Annotated in this window: 16 protein-coding genes, 2 pseudogenes and 1 riboswitch; of the genes and pseudogenes, 12 read left to right on the top strand and 6 right to left on the bottom strand. The window is 45.2% G+C overall.

Translation table 11 applies throughout. The features are described from left to right. Positions 1-75: 75 nt before the first annotated feature. Entirely contained in the window at positions 76-396 is a 321-nt protein-coding gene (gene sugE / locus GCA01S_RS13265; protein ID WP_017435744.1) for a quaternary ammonium compound efflux SMR transporter SugE, read from the top strand. A 35-nt stretch (positions 397-431) separates the two neighbouring features. Here the strand turns inward: sugE and GCA01S_RS13270 are convergent, their stop codons facing one another. From GCA01S_RS13270 to GCA01S_RS13275, 3 genes and pseudogenes are all read right to left on the bottom strand, one after another. Then, positions 432-1,943 (bottom strand): DUF4179 domain-containing protein, encoded by a 1,512-nt coding sequence (locus GCA01S_RS13270; RefSeq protein ID WP_369492348.1) that lies wholly within the window; start codon positions 1,941-1,943, stop codon positions 432-434. Beyond that, positions 1,920-2,033 (bottom strand): annotated as a pseudogene (locus GCA01S_RS21345) (antibiotic biosynthesis monooxygenase); the annotation flags it as partial. The pseudogene GCA01S_RS21345 and the gene GCA01S_RS13270, both read right to left, overlap by 24 nt. An 11-nt stretch (positions 2,034-2,044) precedes the next feature. Next, entirely contained in the window at positions 2,045-2,935 is an 891-nt protein-coding gene (locus tag GCA01S_RS13275; protein ID WP_042410673.1) for a DMT family transporter, read from the bottom strand. Between the two features lie 463 nt (positions 2,936-3,398). Between GCA01S_RS13275 and GCA01S_RS13280 the strand changes: the two genes are divergently transcribed. Further along, on the top strand, positions 3,399-3,671 hold the full coding sequence (locus GCA01S_RS13280; protein WP_017435749.1) for a YkvA family protein: 273 nt from the start codon (positions 3,399-3,401) through the stop codon (positions 3,669-3,671). 14 nt (positions 3,672-3,685) lie between these two features. Continuing rightward, positions 3,686-4,360 carry a TerC family protein gene (locus GCA01S_RS13285; protein WP_042410676.1) on the top strand — a complete coding sequence of 225 codons (675 nt, stop codon included), beginning with the start codon at positions 3,686-3,688 and terminating at the stop codon, positions 4,358-4,360. 14 nt (positions 4,361-4,374) lie between these two features. Here the strand turns inward: GCA01S_RS13285 and GCA01S_RS13290 are convergent, their stop codons facing one another. The 3 genes from GCA01S_RS13290 to GCA01S_RS13300 form a co-directional block, all read right to left on the bottom strand. Further along, entirely contained in the window at positions 4,375-5,415 is a 1,041-nt protein-coding gene (locus GCA01S_RS13290; RefSeq protein ID WP_017435751.1) for a ribonucleotide-diphosphate reductase subunit beta, read from the bottom strand. Between the two features lie 12 nt (positions 5,416-5,427). Next, entirely contained in the window at positions 5,428-7,713 is a 2,286-nt protein-coding gene (locus GCA01S_RS13295) for a ribonucleoside-diphosphate reductase subunit alpha (protein WP_042410677.1), read from the bottom strand. Between the two features lie 128 nt (positions 7,714-7,841). Continuing rightward, a riboswitch (cobalamin riboswitch) is annotated at positions 7,842-8,039 on the bottom strand. Between the two features lie 143 nt (positions 8,040-8,182). Further along, a complete protein-coding gene (locus GCA01S_RS13300) occupies positions 8,183-8,644 on the bottom strand; it encodes a DUF5683 domain-containing protein (protein WP_042410679.1) in 462 nt (153 codons plus the stop codon). A 309-nt stretch (positions 8,645-8,953) separates the two neighbouring features. On the opposite strand from GCA01S_RS13300, the gene GCA01S_RS13305 reads away from it, so the two are divergent. The 9 genes and pseudogenes from GCA01S_RS13305 to GCA01S_RS13345 all read left to right on the top strand — a co-directional run bounded on the left by GCA01S_RS13305 (position 8,954) and on the right by GCA01S_RS13345 (position 21,079). After that, entirely contained in the window at positions 8,954-11,032 is a 2,079-nt protein-coding gene (locus tag GCA01S_RS13305; protein ID WP_042410682.1) for a carbon starvation CstA family protein, read from the top strand. Then, positions 11,025-11,228: a YbdD/YjiX family protein gene (locus tag GCA01S_RS13310; protein WP_017435755.1), complete on the top strand. Its 204-nt coding sequence runs from the start codon at positions 11,025-11,027 to the stop codon at positions 11,226-11,228. The genes GCA01S_RS13305 and GCA01S_RS13310 overlap by 8 nt, the downstream gene beginning before the upstream one ends. A gap of 337 nt (positions 11,229-11,565) precedes the next feature. Further along, positions 11,566-13,134: an IS200/IS605 family accessory protein TnpB-related protein gene (locus tag GCA01S_RS13315; RefSeq protein ID WP_042410684.1), complete on the top strand. Its 1,569-nt coding sequence runs from the start codon at positions 11,566-11,568 to the stop codon at positions 13,132-13,134. Positions 13,135-13,356: 222 nt separating this feature from the next. Next, the gene (gene panE / locus GCA01S_RS13320) at positions 13,357-14,271 is read left to right on the top strand and encodes a 2-dehydropantoate 2-reductase (RefSeq protein ID WP_042410687.1); all 915 of its coding nucleotides are present in this window, start codon (positions 13,357-13,359) and stop codon (positions 14,269-14,271) included. A gap of 188 nt (positions 14,272-14,459) precedes the next feature. Next, a pseudogene (gene tnpB / locus GCA01S_RS13325) lies at positions 14,460-15,587 on the top strand (IS200/IS605 family element RNA-guided endonuclease TnpB). Between the two features lie 236 nt (positions 15,588-15,823). Then, positions 15,824-17,488: a glycoside hydrolase family 13 protein gene (locus GCA01S_RS13330; protein ID WP_042410688.1), complete on the top strand. Its 1,665-nt coding sequence runs from the start codon at positions 15,824-15,826 to the stop codon at positions 17,486-17,488. Positions 17,489-17,658: 170 nt separating this feature from the next. Next, complete coding sequence (locus GCA01S_RS13335; RefSeq protein ID WP_042410689.1) at positions 17,659-18,189, top strand: YfiT family bacillithiol transferase; 531 nt, start codon at positions 17,659-17,661, stop codon at positions 18,187-18,189. 66 nt (positions 18,190-18,255) lie between these two features. Beyond that, positions 18,256-19,140, top strand: coding sequence for a helix-turn-helix transcriptional regulator (locus GCA01S_RS13340; RefSeq protein ID WP_052510047.1), 885 nt, complete (start codon positions 18,256-18,258; stop codon positions 19,138-19,140). Positions 19,141-19,324: 184 nt separating this feature from the next. After that, the gene (locus tag GCA01S_RS13345; protein ID WP_042410691.1) at positions 19,325-21,079 is read left to right on the top strand and encodes an ABC transporter ATP-binding protein; all 1,755 of its coding nucleotides are present in this window, start codon (positions 19,325-19,327) and stop codon (positions 21,077-21,079) included. Positions 21,080-21,086: the final 7 nt, after the last annotated feature.

Below are 21,086 nucleotides of genomic sequence, written 5' to 3' on the forward strand. Positions count from 1 at the left end.
GGACAAAAGCCCGGGAGGATATCGTTTCGATATTTCTTCGCGGCTTTTTTATTTTGCAACAAAGGAGTGACGAACATGGCCTGGGTATACTTAGTCATTGCCGGCATTTTCGAAGTGGTATGGGCGGTCGCGTTAAAATATACGATGGGATTTACACGGCTTGTGCCGTCCATCATTACGGTTTTCGGTGCGCTTGCCAGCTTTTATTTTTTGTCGATGGCGACAAAAACGCTGCCAATCGGAACCGCCTATGCCGTATGGACGGGAATCGGGGCGATGGGGGCGGTTATTATCGGCATGCTGTTTTTAAACGAGCCGGTCAATGCGCCGAGAATGGTCTTTTTATTGTTCATTCTTGTCGGGATCATCGGGTTGAAGTTCACGTCGGGGCAGTAAAAAAAGCAGGGGAGGGGAGCCCCCTTGCTTTTTTATTAATCATTGCTGGCAGGAAGTGAAACATACCAATTCTCATTTAGATAAGATACAATTACCGTTTTTAACGTTACTGTCAATTGTTTCGGCATTTTGTTCATTCCTTCTAGCATCGTATTTCTTTTTATGTTGTACATCATGGTGTTTCTGTCATAGTGAATGATCGGTGTCTCTGAAAAGTCTTTTTTGTTTATTGTGTAAACGCGCTGTTTTTCGTCGCTTACTTCGAAATACATATATGAATAAGTGTTTTCTTCTTCCTCTAATATGCCTGCTTGTTTTCTTTTATCTAATCTTAACTGATGAAGCGTAAGAGTACTTCCTTTATAGCGAAGAGAAATCGGTTGTTTTTCCAATTCGTCCACAGAGAATGTCAGAGATTGATTTGGGAATTCCGTTCTTTCGATCCCGCGAAATACAAGCGTATATGTTCCTTTTGATGAAAACGGGAGGAACGAATAGCGCCAGCGGACGACATCTGGATGTCGGGAAGGAAGTTCTTCTTTATAAACAAATACCGTACTTTTGGACGTTTCGATGTTCCATCTTGGTAAAGTTGTTGCGACAATATTTCCATTGCTATCGACAATATCAAATAGCGGCTGATAAAACATTTGGTCACCAAGCCAGTATTCTGGGTGGCTTTTTAGCCGTTCTTTTCCTTTCTCTGTCCAAGACGTTTCTAACTCAATGCTTGTTAATGTAGGAGAATGGACGAGATTTTTTATGGTGACTTGCAATCCGTCTTTTGTTACATACGTTTTATCGATCGGGATGGTTTTTGTAGCCATCATGCTTTTGTTCATATTAACTGGAATTTTAAGTTTCCATTCTCCTTCGACCGTACCGATTTGATGGATATCGATATGAATAAAAAGCTGCTTTGCCTCGCGGGCTTTATCGTTTAACTCGAACATAATATCGGCGTAATGACCGTGAGGGAATACTCGATCAATAGATTGGGAAACCATTCTCCCCGTTTTTGTTTTATATGTCGTATTGGTGGATACGATCTCCCCTTTCTCGTTTGTAATGTAAAATGCGTCTAGGCCCTTCACAAAATACATTGTTCGTTCTGGTCCCAATTGATTTTTTTCAAAAAGAATAGTTGGGTCAATCAATTTCCCGTTTTTGTCTTTAAGGCTATACGTAAAGATAAGACGATTCGTATCCGCCATTACTTCTTTGATTCTAAACGTAATACCGTGATCGGTGACAGCGGCTTTTGTTTGTTGCGAGAATCCTTCTTTTGCGGCGGTTTGCAAGCCTTTATCCAGTTCAGGGCGGATGAAAAAGGATTTCATGTAGGCGGCGAATGTCGGAGAAATATAAGCTCCCGTTGAAATCCCGATGACGACGGAAGCGGCAGCAACCGCTAGCCATTTTCGCCATTTCGTCTGACGTGTGAGTTTTGGATGTTGTTGCTTTTCCGTTTGGTAAGGAAGTTCTTTGGCAAAAACAAAAATGCTTTCCGGAACGGGGATATGAAAGCCAGGCTGTTGGGAGGCCAGTTCTACCATTTGCTTCACCATCGCATCATATCCGTGATCTCCTTCGGTTCGCTCCGAGGTAAAAATTACCGCGTAATATGGCTTTTCCATCGTTTTCCCCCTTATCCTTTTATGTACTCTTGCCGCTTCACGTTGATTTTGACATCTGACAAGAGGAAAATGCTTGTTAAAATAATGGCTAATCCGCCGAGCATGCCAATCGTGATTTTTTCGTGAAGGAAAATCATTCCCCAGATGACACCGAAAACAGGTACAAGAAAGGTAACGCTTAACGTTTTGGTTGGCCCAACGTTTGCTAGTAAGTAAAAATAAAATAAGTAAGCGATCGCCGTGCAAAAAACGGCCAGTCCCAATACCGAATATATGACGAGCGGCGATACTGGTTTCGTTGGAATAGCGAAGGCTGCCAACGGAATGAGCACAGCAGCGGCGCCTAGTTGCTGCCCAATCGACAACGATAAGGAAGAAACTCCCGTAAATGCCTTTTTAGCATATACACCGCCGCATCCGTATGAGAACGCGGCCAAAATCGACAGCAACGCAGAAAAAACGGTCTGCGTTGACAGTGGAACGGGGCTCCAGCCGACTAGCGCAAACACGCCGACAGTGCCGAGGGCGATGCCGATCCACTTTTTTGCATAAAGCGGCTCATGAAGAAACCATCGCGAAACAAGCGCGGTAAACAACGGAGTGGTCGAATTCAAGATGGCCGCTACGGAAGCAGGTAAATGCAGCGTGGCAGCGGCAATGAGCGTAAACGGAATTGCCGCATTCAGCGCTCCGACGATGAGATATTCCTTCCAATAAGCTTTCAGCTCTACGCTTTTTTTGAACATCCATACATACAATAACAGCAAGATGCCGGCAATAAGTACGCGCAGCTCGATCGTAAGCACAGGTCCGATGGCAGGGGCAGAGATGCGCATAAATAAAAAAGAGGCTCCCCATAAAGCCGCAAGCAGAAAAAGAGCAGCAATTTCTTTGGTATTCATATTTGTCTCTCCCCAATGAATTTTTTCTGAATTATATCATATTTTTTATATTGGCACAGAAAATATGGATTGACAATGGTGATCATTACTCATGATATTTATTTATAAGAGAGCAGTTTTTGGTTGACAATATAGATAAGGATTGAATATCATTAAATTGAAGGTAAATACATGTTTTCTTTGTTAAAGGGGAGTAGCTTTAACAACAAAGTCGTCAGTTCAGGGCAACACCCTCGGCTTTGTTGGCAACGGCAACGTTGTTAGCGAGACCTTTACCAATATTGGTAAAGGTCTGTTTTTATGAAAGGCCTTTACCAAATCGGTAAAGGTCTTTTATTTTTAATGAAAAAGAAGGGAGGATGGAAGCCGATAGCAATGCCACACTTTCGGCGCGTAAGGCCATTCTAATTGAGGATTTGGATACAATACAAAGGTGGAGAAAAGTTATAGTAGGAGGGATCATATGAGAAAATGGTGGAAACGGCTTCGTTTCATTGTGAAAATCCGCCGCTTCGCCCCATTTTTGCTTGAATTTTTCCGATCCCGAGAAGTGCCGATGCGGAAAAAAGCGTTCTCTGTTTTCTTGCTGCTCGCTTATGTCGCATTTCCGTTTGATCTCATTCCCGACTGGCTTGGCTTGTTTGGTATTATCGATGATATAACGGTGTTATTATTTATCCTTCAGCAAATCATCAAAATGGCTCCTTCCCATTTAAAAAATAAATACGGCGTGTAAAGGAGGAATGGTAAGTGGAATTTTTAACAGCGCTTTTATCGATTGTTATTATTGATCTTGTATTGGCGGGCGACAATGCGATCGTCATTGGCTTGGCGGCGCGTAATTTGCCAAAGCACCAGCAAAAAAAGGCGGTTATTTGGGGGACAGTAGGTGCGGTGGTGATCCGCGCGCTTGCGACTTTGTTTGTCGTATGGCTATTAAAAGTTCCTGGATTGCTGTTAATTGGCGGTATCTTGCTTGTTTGGATTGCCTATAAGCTGCTTGTTGAGGAAAAAGGACATGATGTCGAAGCGGGAGGAAGCTTATGGGAAGCGATCCGCACAATTATTATCGCCGATGCGTTAATGGGATTGGATAACGTGCTGGCAGTGGCTGGAGCAGCACATGACAGCTTCTTACTAGTCATACTTGGATTGATGATTTCCGTACCGATTATGGTATGGGGAAGCACGATCATTTTAAAATGGATCGAGCGTTTTCCGGTCATTATTACAATCGGGGCAGGGGTATTGGCTTGGACTGCGGCGAAAATGATTGTAGATGAGCCGTTTTTAGATCAGTACTTTGCCAATCCGATTGCCAAATACGGATTTGAAATTCTTGTCATCGCTGGGGTTATTGCCGCTGGCACGTTGAAAAAGAAGAAAAGTGAAAACAAATTAGAAACAAAAGCCGCCAACGGGTGATTGGCGGCTTTTGCTTATAACTCATCAAATCCGTTATCGATATTCACTTTTGTATATTGCCGTGATTTTTGTTCAAAGAAATCGGATTTGCCAAGGTCGACTTCTTCATACGCTTTAATCCAGCGCAATGGATTGGTTCGATAGCCGTCAAACGGACGGTCAAAGCCAAGCTGATGGGCGCGGACGTTGGCATAAAATTTAATGTAGGCGCTTAAATCGTACATATCAATGCCATCGATATCGTTGCCGATAATGTAATTGGCCCATTCGATTTCCAGCTCGGCCGCTTTAACGAACGTTTCCCGCACGAATTCAGCGAGCTGAGGAGTATTGTATTCTTGGTATTCGTTCAGTACTTCTTTAAAAATTTTCGCGAACAGATCGACATGGATATGTTCGTCCCGATTGATATAATTAATCATCGTGCTTGTCGCGACCATTTTTTGATTGCGCGCCAAATTGTAAAAGAAAGCAAACCCGGAGTAGAAAAACAATCCTTCTAAAATCACGTCATAGACAATCGATTTTAATAAGTTTTCGACGTTCGGATTTTCGGCAAACGCTTTGTAGCCGTTCGTGACAAAATCGTTTCGCTTGCGCAAAATCGGCTCATTCCGCCAAAATTCAAACACTTCGTCCTGTTTTTGTTTCGGCACAAGGCTTGAAAGCACGTAAGAATACGAATGGTTATGAATGACTTCCTGCTGGGCAAGCATGATCATGAGCGCGTTAATGCTCGAATCGGTAATATAATCGGCGACCCTGCCGGCGTAATCGGTTTGAATGCTGTCAAGCAGGGCGAGCAGGCCGATAATTTTCAAAAACGCGTCTTGCTCGCGCTCTGTTAGCAATGGAAATTGCTTGACATCTTGCGACATATTGATTTCAAATGGCGTCCAAAAGTTGGCCAGCATCCGTTTATATTTGGCGTACGCCCACGGGTAGGCGACATCGTCCCAGTTCAGGACGTTTGAGCATTTACCGTTAATGATGCGTGTCGAGCGGTTGGGCGCTTCCGGGTCCATGATGACTCTTTTCGTTAATGCATGTGCCATGTTTTGTCCCCCTTAACTTGCGCATGATTCGCATTCAGTGATCGTACTGGAAGTAGAACGGATGTAATAGGTTGTTTTTAGTCCTGACTTCCAGGCGGTGAGATGAAGGCCTAACAGTTCTCTTGCTTTAATCGTGTTCATGACGTAAAAGTTGAACGAAATCGCCTGGTCGATATGGCGTTGGCGAGCTGCGTTCTGCTTGATGCTCCAATGCTGATCGATATGGTACGCCGATTTATAGTACCATGTTGTTTTTTCATTTAAATCAGGTGCAGTGACCGGGATTTTGTAATCTTTCTTTTCTTCGGCGTACACTTTTGAAAAGATCGGATCAATGCTTGCGGTGCTGCCGGCGATAATCGACGTTGAGGCGTTTGGCGCAACCGCCAGGACGTAACCGTTGCGCATGCCGTGTTTGGCGACTTGTTTTTTCAGCGTGTCCCAGTCGACATTATCGTTGCGACGGTAGCCTCGTTTGTCAAAATAGGCGCCCGTCTGCCATTCAGACCCTGGAAACGCCGGATAGCTTCCTTTTTCTTTCGCAAGCTCCATGCTCGCTTTGATGGCTAAGTAAGCAATTTTTTCGTACAGCTTGTCCGCATATTCAACTGCTTCATCCGATTCCCAGCGAACGCCTTTTAACGCAAGCAAATGGTGCCAGCCGAACGTGCCAAGCCCGACGGCGCGGTATTTTTGATTGGTAAGCTGCGCTTGCAGGACAGGAATGTTGTTTAAGTCAATGACGTTGTCAAGCATGCGCATTTGAATTGGAATGAGCCGCTCGAGCACATCGTCGGTGACGGCGCGGGCAAGATTGATGGACGACAAATTGCAGACGACAAAATCGCCCGGGATTTTTTCAATGATGACCTTTCCGTCCTTTGTATATTGCTTTTCTACGACGGTTGGGCTTTGGTTTTGCGCGATTTCCGTACAAAGGTTGCTGCAGTAAATCATGCCAAGATGCGCGTTCGGGTTTTTCCGGTTCACTTCATCACGGTAAAACATAAACGGTGTCCCTGACTCTAGTTGGCTGCGCATAATGCTTTTCATGATTTCAATTGCCGGTACTTTTTCTTTAGAAAGTCGCGCTTCTTGAACACATTGCCAGTATTTTTCGCGGAAGCTGCCGCGCCCTTTTTCTTCATCATAAAAGTCCTCCAGGCTAAATCCCATCACTTTCCGCACTTCATGCGGGTCAAACAAATACCAATCGCCGCGCTTTTCCACTTGCTCCATAAACAAATCAGGAATGCAGACGCCCGTAAATAAATCGTGCGTTCTCATCCGTTCGTCGCCGTTATTTAATTTCGCGTCCAAAAAGGCGAAAATATCTTTATGCCACACGTCTAAGTAAACGGAAATCGCGCCTTTGCGCTGCCCTAATTGATCGACGCTGACGGCGGTGTTATTGAGCTGCTTCATCCATGGAATCACGCCGGAGGAAACGCCTTTAAAGCCCTTGATGTCGCTGCCGCGGCTTCTGATTTTGCCAAGATAGACGCCGATTCCCCCGCCCGATTTCGAAAGGTTGGCGATATCGGTATTGCTGTCGTAAATGCTTTGCAGGCTGTCATCGACCGTATCGACAAAGCAGCTTGACAGTTGTCCACAGCGTTTGCCGGCGTTTGCCAAAGTCGGTGTGGCAACGGTCATGTACAAGTTGCTTAACGCCCAGTACGCTTCTTGGATAAGGGCAAGACGTCGCTGTTTTGGCTCTTTGGCCATTAGCGTCATTGCGATGATAAGAAACCGCTCTTGCGGAAGCTCATATAAGTTGCGTTCGTAGTCGCGGGCAAGGTAGCGATCGGCAAGTGTGCGCAAGCCGATATAGGCAAACAGCTTGTCTTTTTCCGGATCGATAAGTTTGGCGAGTTCCGTGATTTCTTCTTTTGTATAATCTTCCAAAAGGAAACGATGATACACTCCCTTTGCGACAAGTGTAGCAATTAAATCATAAAGGCTGCCGTAGCGTTGCGTTTCATCGTATCCGCGCTGCTTTGCTGCTTCTTTGTATAATTGTTCTAAATAAATGCGGGCGCAGACAAATGTCCATTCCGGTTCCGTTTCGCTAATATAGGAAAGTCCCTCTAGTATGAGATAATGAAAGAGCTGCTCGACAGACATGACCTTTTTATGTTCGATCAAGCGGATGATGCGTTCGGTATAGTCGTCTGTCCGTAAGTGTGGAAAATCGTTTGTCATGCGGCGGATAAAGGAAATGAGTTTCTCGCGGGAAAATGGCTCCGCTTGTCCATTTTCTTTCGTAATCATCGTATTGCTTGTTTGCAACGCCATCGTTTTCTCCTCCTTATCGTCCATAAAAAAATCCACTCGGGTCAACGAGTGGATGAAACGACAGCATAAAAAGGGCAGGGGAATCCCTTTTCCACCATCGTTTCATCTTCCCGCTCCCCGGAGAACATGAAACGCAACCAAGCAAGGCAGGTCTCCTGACTCGTGCTTCTTCCTACTTTGGATCCTTCCCATATGCGCGCCCAAGCGAGCTTTCGCATACAGTGGATGCTCCATTTCGTCCGCACATACAGTTGCGGGGGCAGTTCTGGATTCTCACCAGATTCCCTATTAAGTCCGAACGGACACCATTGCTTGTGGTTTTACTATATATAGTTGTTTGATTAGAAAAAAACACAATATATAGTATTTGTTGTTGGTATAAGCATATAATAAAACGCTGGAAAATTCAACTATGATTTTACGACAAAAAGGAAAAATGAGAAATGCTGTTTCGTTGTCCAAGCATTTCTCATTGGTGTGGAGTATGGAATTTTAGCAATAAAATTTGAAGCAGCCGTCCGATACATATCCCAGGAATGACAAACAGCATCGGCAGCCAAATAGGACCGAAAAATATGCCCAAAAATGTAACGTGCGAGGAATACATCAGGCCGACGGTAACGAAATAGGCGGAAAATACAAACGGCAGGAACGAATAAGGAGTTTTTCCTCCGCCAGCATCTTTGAACGCGTCCCACATCGCGTAAAAATATAAACATGGATAAAACATGAGCCACTCAAAGTCAATGATGTGGCTGGCCTCATGAGTATTTCCTAAAAAACTTAACCGAATAGCCTCGTTAAACCGTGATTGAGTATTAATAACAAACTCCAGGAAGATAAATAAAGCACCTTTAAAATATTTTCTATTTAAAATTTGCCCAAATCCAGGTAGTGCAATGCTCCACAATAACTGTTCTATTGCCTTCACGTTTTCTAACCCTTTACTAAAAATAAGTTGCTTCAAGATTGCATTGCCTGTTATTGCGATGAAAAGGGAATTGCACCTCCTTGATATTTACTGCAATTACATTATTTAACAAGAAGCGATATTTTATGCTTTTTTACAATAATTAAATGGAATGTTTCTTTTTTGTAAATAAATAGTTTTATGGAATAAAATGCTTGTCCATCATATTATTGGTTAACATAATCCAAAAATATTTTCTTTAAATTTTTCAGAATAATTAATATAATATTAATGTAATGAATTTTGTTGAATAACAAAGGGGGAAAAAATGTGAAGGGGCTTAAATCCGTTTTGCTTTGGGGTCTTATTTCTGTACTTGGAGCAGCAGGATTTGCGATCCTCGCGTTAAGCCGTGGCGAAACGGTTAATGCGATTTGGCTGATTGTTGCTGCTGTATGTACGTATGCGGTGGCCTACCGTTTTTACAGCAAGTTTATCGCCCGCAAAGTATTTGGGCTTGATGACAATCGCAAAACGCCTGCCGAGGTGTTTAACGACGGAAAAGATTATGTGCCGACAAACAAATGGGTGTTGTTCGGCCATCACTTTGCGGCGATCGCCGGCGCCGGCCCGCTTGTTGGACCGATTTTGGCGGCGCAAATGGGATATCTGCCGGGAACGCTTTGGATTGTGATCGGTGTTGTGTTAGGCGGAGCCGTGCAAGACTTTGTTATTTTATTCGCTTCGATGCGCCGCAATGGCAAATCGCTTGGCGAAATGGTGAAAGAAGAAATCGGTCCTGTGACAGGCTTCATTGCTGCGCTTGGTATTTTGGGAATCATGATTATTTTATTGGCTGTTTTGGCATTGGTGGTTGTGAAAGCTCTTGTAGGAAGCCCGTGGGGCATGTTCACCATCGCTGCGACGATTCCGATTGCGATTTTGATGGGAATCTACATGCGCTTTATTCGTCCAGGACGCGTGGCGGAAGCTTCTTTAATCGGATTTGTTCTGCTTCTTTTCTCGCTAGTTGCCGGACAGTATGTAGCGGAACATCCTACGCTGGCGGAAATTTTTACATTAAATGGCGAAACGATCGCGATTTTAATGATCATTTACGGATTTGTTGCATCAGCATTGCCGGTATGGCTATTGCTTGCGCCGCGTGACTATTTAAGCACGTTCTTGAAAATCGGCACGATTGTCGGTCTTGCTTTGGGCATTTTGGTTGTGGCGCCAGATTTGCAAATGCCGGCGGTAACGAAATTTGTCGACGGCACTGGCCCTGTGTTCGCCGGAGATTTATTCCCGTTCCTGTTTATTACGATCGCCTGCGGTGCCGTGTCGGGATTCCATGCCCTTGTTTCGTCCGGTACGACGCCAAAAATGATTGAAATCGAGAGCCATGCCCGCCCAATCGGCTATGGCGCGATGTTGATGGAATCATTCGTTGCTGTCATGGCGATGGTGGCAGCCTGCGTGCTGACTCCGGGAGCGTATTTTGCCATCAACAGCCCGGCTGCTGTCATTGGCCAAGATGTAGTGCAAGCAGCGAAAGTCGTGTCATCATGGGGATTTACCGTGACGCCTGACATGCTGTCAGAGCTTGCGAAAAATGTCGGCGAGCAGACGATTTTATCGCGGACTGGCGGTGCGCCGACACTGGCGATTGGAATGGCGGTTATTCTCTCGAAGGTAATCGGCGGCAAAACGTTAATGGCGTTCTGGTACCATTTCGCGATTTTGTTTGAAGCGCTCTTTATTTTAACGACGATCGACGCGGGTACACGCGTTGGCCGCTTTATGATTCAGGATATTATGGGCACTTTCTACAAACCGCTTGGCAAAACCGATTCGCTAGTTTCCAATATTATCGCGACGACGCTGTGCGTTCTTGCTTGGGGATATTTCCTATACCAAGGTGTGGTCGATCCGCTTGGCGGCATTAATACGTTGTGGCCGCTATTCGGCATTGCCAACCAAATGCTGGCAGGGATTGCGTTGCTATTAGGCACGACCGTGCTGTTCAAAATGGGCAAAAAAGCGTACGTTTGGGTGACGCTGATCCCGACTACTTGGCTTTTAGTTGTCACGCTCACCGCAGGATATCAAAAGCTGTTCCATAGCGATGCGAAAATCGGCTTTCTCGCCCATGCGAATATGTTTAAAGATAAATTAAACGCAGGAGAAATCTTGGCTCCTGCGGCCAATGAAGCACAAATGCGGCAAATCATTATGAACGACTACATTGATGCAACGCTTTGCGCGATTTTCATGCTTGTTGTGATTGCCATGTTGATTTCGGCAGTAAATATGTGGATCAAAGTATTGCAAAACAAACACGTGCCGTTGAAAGAAGCACCTTATATTCCAAGAGAGGGAGGAAATGAGGTTAAACATTATGCGTAAGTGGCTTCATACCATTCTGTCCTATCGCAAACAATTTCTTGATTTGCTTGTCGGCGTTCCAAATTATGAAAAATATGTCGAGCATATGAAAACACACCATCCGGGAGAACCGATCAAATCAAGAAAAGAGTTTTTCTGCGAAGTGCAGGAAGCGCGCTATAACGGGAAGGGTGGCAAAGTTTCGCGCTGCTGCTAAGCTGATAAGAAGGGAAAAAGGGGAAGAGCACGTTCCCCTTTTTCCATTTGTAACGTTATGTTCGGCAGTCGTGCGGAAATGAACATCGTGGCTGTTTCTTAATTTTTATTATTTTTGCAAGGAGGTATAAGCAGTTTGTTAAACATCTATAAAAATGTATGAAATCATGTAAATATCTCCTGTTCTTGGACGTAAAGAGGTGGATGTTCTCCATCTTTTCCATCGTCTCCTGTCTGATGATAAAAAATCATCTCCCCCTTCCTCATGTAAAAAGGAGATGAAGAAGAATTGACGAATATATGTTCTAAAGGATCCAAACAAGGGGGAAGGCAAGGGGATGAAAACGGTTCGGGGGATGAAAATCGTTTCCGATGATGAAACACAACTTCACTCATTAGACGAGTTGATGCGCGTCTTTGGTTCCGCGAAGCGATACGCGTTCAACCGTTTGCTGGAAGGAAGGAACGCAAAAGAAATCATCAAGCACCTTCCGCACCAATTTCGGCTCAACAAACGGTATGCCGAAGATGCGGTCCTGCTTGCTCAATCACTGATTTCTTCCCAACGTGAATTGCTTCCAATGCGCTTGGAGGATGTGCAGGCGAAAATCGAAAAAACAGCGAAGAAAATAGATGAATACCAATATGGTCGAAAAACACCGAAGAACGTCGATCTTCCAACATGTCTAGGTGGATTGCGCCAACGGTTAGAAAAGCTCAAAGCGAAAGAAGCCGAGCTAAAGCGCCATCTCGACCAAAGAATGATTCCACGTGTGATTTTTGGCGGGAAACAAAATTTTTGTAAGCGTCTAAAAGGAAAAATCACGAACGAAGAATGGAAAGATTTACGCTCGAATCAGTTATACGCCAGAGGCGATAAAAGCAAAAAAGGAAATTTAAATATTCGCCTCCTGTATGACGACAACACCTATGAATGTTATGTGGAAATCGCGAATCCGCTTGGACAACAGGAAAGCAAAACCGCTCCCCGTTTACGATTCCCTGTGTCTGTTCCTGAAAAATATGAAGAGGAAATCATCAACCTCGTCATGGGAGAACAAGTCGGAGTGAATGCAAAAGGAAAGCCGATCATTAACTATCAACCGTACACCGTCGAAATCAAACGTAAGAACGGGGAATATTACATTCATCTCATCTATGAGGAAGAGGTATATGGCAGAGAACTTACCTACGATGAACCGATTCAAGCGGAACGAATCGCTGGGATGGATATCAATATTGACCGCATCGCCGTGAGCATCGTTTCGAAACAGGGAAACTTTCTTCAATCAAAGGTGTTTTACTGCCATGAACTCGAATATGTGCGGGCGAATAAACGAAACAACATCGTTGGAGAAACCGTACGAGATGTGTATGACTGGCTGCTTCAAGAGAATGTTGGGGCAGTGGTCATCGAAAACATCCAACTAAGACAACAACATGATACGGACAAAAGATTTAACCGTTTCACCCACAACTTCAAAAAGAAAAAACTGACTGATACCATCATTCGTCGGGGGATGCGGCTTGGGTTTCGCATCAAAAAAGTGAATCCGGCATATACCAGCGTCATCGGACGTTTCAAGTATAGGAAAAAGTATGGGTTATCCGTTCATGAAAGTGCCGCTTTGGTGATTGGCAGACGGGGATTAGGATATCGTGAACGATTGCCAAAAGAACTCATTCACATCATAAAAACGAAAGTGAAACGCCATTTGGTTGCCGTGTTAGGGTCAATGGAAGAATCCTACAAGCAATCAAAAAGCGGAACGAAACAACGACAATATCTAGGTAGGATGTTAAAAAAGATCGAGAACTTCAAAGAGGAACATGAATGGTCATTATGGAATGTATTGCACAAATGTTGTTGGCTGAACCAGGACCAAATTCAACTGAAGGAGGTGTAGACCTGGTTGCTAAAATCGTTGTCGTGTACTGACCGATGGAAGGAATGGTGCACGACAGGTGCCGTCGCTGACAGCGAACCACGGGGTGTCTTTCACAGCAGGTGAATGACAAGGGGATTCCCTTCCTGATGGAACTCGGTGAGAATCCGAGCGGCAAGCAGTTTTGCTGGTTCCATCGCGAGGAGTCGATTTTTATAGATTTTAGTAACCAGGAATACATAGATGCGTGTTCTTGTCGTCGGCGCCGGCGCAGTCGGCGGTTATTTTGGCGGAAGATTGCTGGAAAAAGGAGTCGATGTGACATTTCTTGTCCGCGAGCGGAGGAAAAAACAGCTGCAGGAGAGGGGGCTGGTGATTCATAGCGTTCACGGCGATGCGGTGCTGTCTCCAAAGCTGCTTGTGACAGGCGAGCAGGCCGAGCCGTTTGATGTCGTCATTTTTTCCAACAAAGCATATCATCTGCCGGAAGCAATCCGCGACGCGAAACCGTATGTAGGCGAAGCAACGATGATTTTGCCGCTGTTAAACGGCATGGCGCATATGGACATGCTTTGGAAGGAATTTGGCAAAGACAATGTGCTCGGCGGGCTTTGCTTTATTGAAACAACATTGAATGAACATGGAGAAATCGTACAAACGAGCGCTTCCCATGATGTCCGCTTTGGCGAATGGTCCGGGGAGCGGACGGAACGCGTTCTTGCGCTGGAACAATTATTTTCCGGCTGCAAAGCCCGTTTCCGTTTAAGCGAGCACATTGAAATAGATATGTGGAATAAATATTTATTTATTGCAACGATGTCGGGAGTGACGACGCTGTTTCGCGCGCCGATCGGCCCAATTCGGTCGGGAGAATACGGACAAGAAATTGTGGATGGTTTGCTGAGAGAGATTGCGGCTGTCATGCAGGCGCATGGCGCGCCATTGACGGAAGAAATGGTCGATCAGCAATTGGCCCAGTTAAATAAAATCGAAGCGGCAATGAAATCATCGATGCAGCGCGATATGGAAAAAGGGCAGCTGATTGAAGCCGACCATTTGCAAGGCTACTTGCTTTCATTGGCCAAACAATACGAAATCGAAACGCCGCTGTTAAAAGTTGTTTACCATAATCTAGAAATTTATAAAAAGCGAGCGTGAAAACCCCTAGCTTCAGCTATGGAGATGAGAGCGAGCGTCGGACGAGGGAGGGGGTTAACCCTCTCGCAAGTCCGACGTTTTTTCCCATCTGCTTTGTTAGATATATTTTGATTGTATCTAACGTTTTGTATTAGAATTTCGAATTTCATTAGGTGAGAAGTATGAGAAAAGTGGAAAATAACTGAAACATTGTGTATGACTGCAAGTATCATGTCGTATTCTGTCCGAAGTATCGTAAGAAAGTACTTGTTCCTCCAGTAAGTGAACGATGAAAAGAACTGTTCCAATCAAAGGCACTAGAACTACAAGCAGAAATTGCGGAAATGGAAATTATGCCGGATCATGTACATCTATTGATCCAATGCGATCCACAGTTTGATATTCACAGAGTGATTAAGCATTTAAAAGGATATGCGTCCCGAATACTGCGTCAAGAGTTCCCGCATTTAAAATCACGCTTACCATCCCTATGGACAAACTCTTACTTTGTAGCAACCGTTGGGACGGTGTCCCTGGATGTAGTAAAACGCAATTGCCCGAAGAAAGGAAAACCAACGGTTGAAGTAGTTGGAAATAAGATCAAACTGCCAAAGTTAGGATGGGTAACGTTTGCGAAATCAAGAGAAGTCGAAGGAAAAATCCTTTCTGCTACGATCCGCCGCAATCCAACAGGCAAATATTTTGTATCTATCGTTTGTGAAACCGAAATCGAGCCATTGCCAACTTCCAAAAAAGCAGTCGGCGTGGATCTTGGTTTAAAAGATTTCGCCATTCTCTCTACTGGAGAAAAAATCAATGCACCAAAATACTTCAGAAAGTACGAAAAGAAGCTAGCTAGGTGGCAACGAATCCTATCTCGTCGCCAAAAAGGCGGTTCTAACTGGAACAAAGCACGCTTAAAAGTGGCTCGAATTCATGAAAAAATCGTCAATGCAAGACGTGACTTTCTACATAAGTTGTCCACCAAACTGATTGACGAAAACCAAGTAATCTGTTTGGAGGATTTGCAAGTAAAAAACATGGTTAAGAATCATCATCTGGCAAAATCCATCACAGATGCGTCTTGGTCTGAGTTTGTAGATATGTTGGAATATAAGGCGAAATGGTATGGCAGAACCATCGTAAAAATGGACAAACAATTTCCATCTTCACAACGTTGCTCTGGTTGTGGCTATCAAAACAAAGAAGTCAAAAACCTAAACTTGCGCGTGTGGACATGTCCGAGTTGCGGAGCGCACCATGACCGGGACGTAAACGCAGCTATAAACATCTTACAAGAAGGGATAAGACTATTCACCGCCGGGCCGGCGGGTTGAGCTTGATCCATTTCTCTTCGGTAGAAGGGATTACCCAAGAATCCCCTGCCTTTAGGCATGGGGAGTGGTCAAGAGGCGAATCGCTCCAAAACAGAGTAAGAAAGGGAAAAAGCGCAGCCTTCCGATATGTGTCGAAAAGAAGGCTGCCTTCTTTTTGCAAAAAAGATTGTATATCACCATCATGTAGTGTACAGTTAATAGTGAAAACGTATGCACAAAAAGAGGAGGATACAGCCTTGAAGAAAGCTTGGTGGAAAGAAGGAGTGGCATATCAAATTTACCCAAGAAGCTTCATGGATGCAAATGGGGACGGAATCGGCGATCTCCGTGGCATAATCGAGAAGCTTGATTATTTAAAAGACCTTGGAATTGATATTATATGGATATGTCCGATTTACAAGTCGCCAAACGCCGATAACGGATATGATATCAGCGATTACCATGCGATTATGGAAGAGTTCGGAACGATGGAAGATTTCGATGTGCTGCTGAAGGAAGTTCACCAGCGCGGCATGAAGTTGATTTTGGATTTAGTCATTAACCATACAAGCGATGAACATCCATGGTTTATCGAATCGCGTTCATCAAGGGACAACCCGAAGCGGGATTGGTATATTTGGCGCGATGGAAAAAACGGACGGGAGCCGAACAACTGGGCAAGTATTTTTGGCGGCTCCGCCTGGGAGTACGATGCGAAAACCGACCAATATTATTTGCATATCTTTGATGTAAAGCAGCCAGATTTGAACTGGGAAAATGAAGAAGTACGCAAAGCGCTTTATCAAATGGTTAATTGGTGGCTCGATAAAGGCATTGACGGCTTCCGCGTCGATGCGATTTCCCACATTAAGAAAAAGCCGGGATTGCCGGATTTGCCGAATCCCAAAGGATTGGATTATGTTCCGTCTTTTGCCGGCCATATGAACCAAGAGGGGATTATGGATTATTTAAAAGAGCTGAAAATGCAAACGTTTGCGCGATACGATACTATGACGGTCGGAGAAGCGAACGGTGTGACTGTCGATGATGCAGAACAATGGGTCGGCGAAGAAGACGGTATTTTCAATATGATTTTTCAGTTTGAACATTTAGGATTATGGCAAAAAGGAACGGATGGCGGCGTTGATGTACGCCAATTAAGGCGCACGCTGACGAAATGGCAAAAGGGGCTGGAAAACCGCGGCTGGAACGCGCTGTTTTTGGAAAACCATGATCAGCCCCGTTCGGTTTCGACATGGGGAAATGACAAGGAATACTTGGTCGAAAGCGCCAAGGCGCTCGGTGCGCTCTACTTTTTGATGCAGGGAACACCTTTTATTTACCAAGGCCAGGAAATCGGCATGACGAACGTCCAATTTCCGAATATTGAAGACTACAATGATGTCGCCATTAAAAGAATGTATCAAATCGAACAGAAAAAGGGGCGCTCCCATGAAGAAATTATGAAAGTGATTTGGAAAACGGGACGGGACAATTCACGCACGCCAATGCAATGGTCCGACGCGCCAAATGCTGGGTTTACGACGGGAACGCCATGGATGAAAGTGAACGAAAACTATAAGACTATTAACGTTGAGGCACAATTGCGCGATCCGAACTCCGTGCTTTGGTTTTATAAAAAAATGATTCAGCTTCGCAAGACGAACGAAGTGTTCGTTTACGGAACATATGACTTGCTTTTAGAAAAACATCCGACGATTTACGCGTATACAAGAACACTCGGCAGCGAAAAAGCAGTCATTATTGTGAACCTGAGCGACCGGGCAGCGCTGTACCGTTATGACGGCATCCGCTTGAGCTCCGAAAACTTGGTATTGCAAAACTATGACGTCAAACCACATAAAAACGCAACGCGCTTTAAGCTAATGCCTTATGAGGCGCGCGTGTATTTATTGAAATAGTAGATAGAAGTTATGGGTGATTGAGCAAAAGTAAGCGTCTACACGAAGGGGATAAAAAATAGCAGATTTATTGTTGTTGATTAATCAAGACTGGTACACACGTTTCCATTTCAAAAGGAAGGATTTTTTGTATTGGTGCGGAATATGAATAAAAAAGGAGGAGACCAATCATGGATGACATTCGCTATCCAATAGGAAAGTTTAAAGCACCGGAAGCATTTCGAAAAGAAGATGTCGGGCGTTGGATTGCCGATATTCGCCAAGCGCCTAGCGCATTGAGGGAAGCGGTGCGCGGCTTGAGTGAAGAACAGCTGAATACGCCGTACCGCGATGGCGGATGGACGGTAATTCAAGTAGTGCACCATATCGCCGACGCAAGCATGAATGCGTTTTTGCGCACGAAATGGATTTTAACGGAAGATACGCCGGCGATTAAGCCGTTTGAGGAGAGCGAGTGGGCAAAAACAATTGAAGCCCGCTCGCTGCCGATCGAACCGTCGTTAAAATTGCTCGAAGGCCTTCATGAGCGGTGGGCAAGCCTGCTTGAAGCGCTCGATGAAGAAGATTTCCAGCGGACGTTTTATCATGAAGGAACAAAAGAAACCGCATTTTTATACGTATTAACGGCGCTGTACGCGTGGCATGGGAAGCACCATACGGCGCAAATCACCGCCTTGCGCGAGCGGAAAGGATGGAAATGAAAAGCTGCCAATTAGGCAGCTTTTTTTATCCTAATGATGCAGTTTAACAAGAAAGGGGGAATATACGTGCTCGAAATAATTGCCCCGCCGCTGCCGTCTTTTCTGGCGGGTGGGGAGATGACCTATCAAACTGGCCAGTACCACCCCGACCGGCGCGATATCGGCGTATTTGACTTGCTTATTGTCACAGAAGGATGCCTATTTCTTGGCGAGCAGGGGGAAAAGTATGAAGTGGCAGGCGGGCAGTTTCTTATTCTCTATCCGAATGGCCATCACTATCCGACTGCCGTCTGCCAAACGGAAACACATTTTTATTGGTTTCATTTTTTGGCAGCAAACCGCTGGAAACATGTCGAGAAACCGCCTTCGGAAAAATGCGAGCGGGTGAAACAGAGAAATTTGTTTTCCGAGCAGCCGTTTGCCATTCGCTTGCCGAAATACGGAGCCGCCCGCAATATGGAAGCGGTCGAGCGAATATGCCGGCAGCTTGTCCATTCCTTGAGTGACACTTCCTTTTTTGGCGAATGGCAGCGCCATCTTTGGTTCCAACAACTGCTTCAAGAATTGTGCATGCATACGGCGGCGGATACTCCGTCGCAAGCGGCCGTGGTGGCTGAACGGGCAGCGGAATTTTTGCGAAAAAACTATTACCGTAAAATAAACTACCGCGATCTCGGTGAGGCGCTTCGCTTTCATCCGAATCACATCGCCCGCTGCATGCGCGCCGTATTGGATTGCACGCCAATGGAATACTTGCAGAAAGTAAGGGTAGAACAAGCGCGCCTTCTTCTTGTTTCCAGCGATTTAAGCATTGAACAAATTGCCGAGTGCTGCGGCTTTTCCCAGTCAGCGTATTTCAGCCGAATCTTTAAAAGGTATGAAGGAATGAGTCCGAATGAATTTCGCAAGCAATACGGGCTTCGTTTTACAAAAGATGCAATGTTACGATAATACAAATTGTTGTTATGATTTCATCTATTTATTTATATAGTCGGACAGTAAAATGAGGAAAATGAAGTTGTATTAGTGAATGCTTTCCATTTTCTAAATGGGGGTTTGAAAAATGTAAACAGATGTGCAGCGACGGATTTTATGGATTATAGGACGGGAGATTGGGCGAGAAAGAGGGGAAAGCATGTCTGTTTTTCGAAAATTAAAGCAGTTTTATCTTCCGTATAAAAAAGATTTTATTTGGTCGATGATTTTCTTGCTTGTTGTGACGGGGATTACGGTCGTATACCCGATGATTTTGCAACAGACGATTGACACCGTCATTCTCGGCGGGCAATACGATTTGGTGCCGTGGATGGCGCTTGGATTTATTGCGATCATGGCGCTGAAGGCATGGTCGACGTTTATCCAGCATTATTTGGCCGATATGTTTGGCATTCAATCGGTCCGCGCGCTGCGGGATGCGCTCTATGAAAAATTGCAGCGCCTGCCGTTTGGCTATTATGATAACGCGAAAACCGGCGATTTGATGTCCCGTCTGACGTCGGATGTCGAAGGATTTCGTTTCTTTTTGGCGTTCGGTTTTTCCGAATTATTGCGGTTTCTCATTATGGTCGGCGCCAGCTTCTGTGTCATGCTATATTATTCTCCAACACTAACTTTTGTGACCGTCGCCGCTCTGCCGTTTTTGGCGGTCGTCGTTTATCAGTTTGACAAACGCGTGCATCCCGCCTTTCGCCGCATTCGCCAGTCATTTGGGAAACTGAATACAAAAGTGCAGGAAAACATCAGCGGGATTCATACTGTAAAGGCGCTTTCGAAAGAAGCGACGGAAATCGAGCGTTTTAATGAAAAGAACGGGAATTTGCGAACGAGCCAGCTTGTGACATCGGCGCTGTGGGCCAAATATTTTCCGCTTATGGAGGCGATCGGCAACATTTGCGTTGTGCTGCTGCTCGCGTACGGCGGCTACCTTGTGACGCATCACCAGCTGCAGCCGGGCGAGCTGGTTGCTTTTTACAGCTTGACGTGGTACATTTTAGGGCCGATTATGCAGCTTGGCTTTACGATAAATATGTTTTCGCAGGCAAAAGCATCTGGGGAACGGCTGTTGGAGATTTTAGAAGCGGAAGAAACGATTCGTGATGACAAGGCAGACGCTTCGCTAACAACGATTCGCGGAGAAGTCGAATTCCGCAACGTCACCTTGCATTATCGAAACAAGGCCGCTTTGGCGTTGGAAAATATCTCCTTCTACGCACATCCTGGGAAAACGATCGGGCTCATCGGTGCAACCGGTTCGGGAAAATCGAGCATTACCCATTTGATTTCGCGCTTTTATGAACGAAACAAAGGGGAAATTTTGATTGATGGGCGCCCGATTGAGCATTATCCGCTAAAAACGCTGCGCTCCCACGTCGGCGTCGTCATGCAGGAAACGTTTTTATTCTCGTCGACGATTAAAGCCAATATCGCTTACGGACGGCCGGATGCGACGATGGAAGAGATTATCGAAGCGGCGAAGCGGGCCGGGGCGCATGATTTTATTATGGAACTTCCAGAGGGATACGACACGATTCTTGGCGAACGCGGCTTAGGGCTTTCCGGCGGGCAAAAGCAGCGCATTGCGATTGCCAGGGCGATTTGCAAAAATCCAAGCATTCTTATTTTAGACGACGCGACAAGCGCGGTCGATATGGAAACGGAATTTCGCATCCAATCGGCGCTGCGCGAAGTGATGAAAGGAAAAACGACGTTTATTATCGCCCACCGCATTTCTTCGTTGAAACATGCTGATGAAATTTTCGTGCTGGATCAAGGCAGAATTGTCGAACGCGGCACCCATGAGGAGCTGCTGCGGCAAAACGGATTATATAAACGCATTTATGATATTCAATATCGGGATCAGGCGACAGTTCTTCAGGAAACGGCAAGGTAGGTGAAAA

Origin of the sequence: Parageobacillus caldoxylosilyticus NBRC 107762, from assembly GCF_000632715.1 — a bacterium.
Taxonomy (GTDB): domain Bacteria; phylum Bacillota; class Bacilli; order Bacillales; family Anoxybacillaceae; genus Saccharococcus; species Saccharococcus caldoxylosilyticus.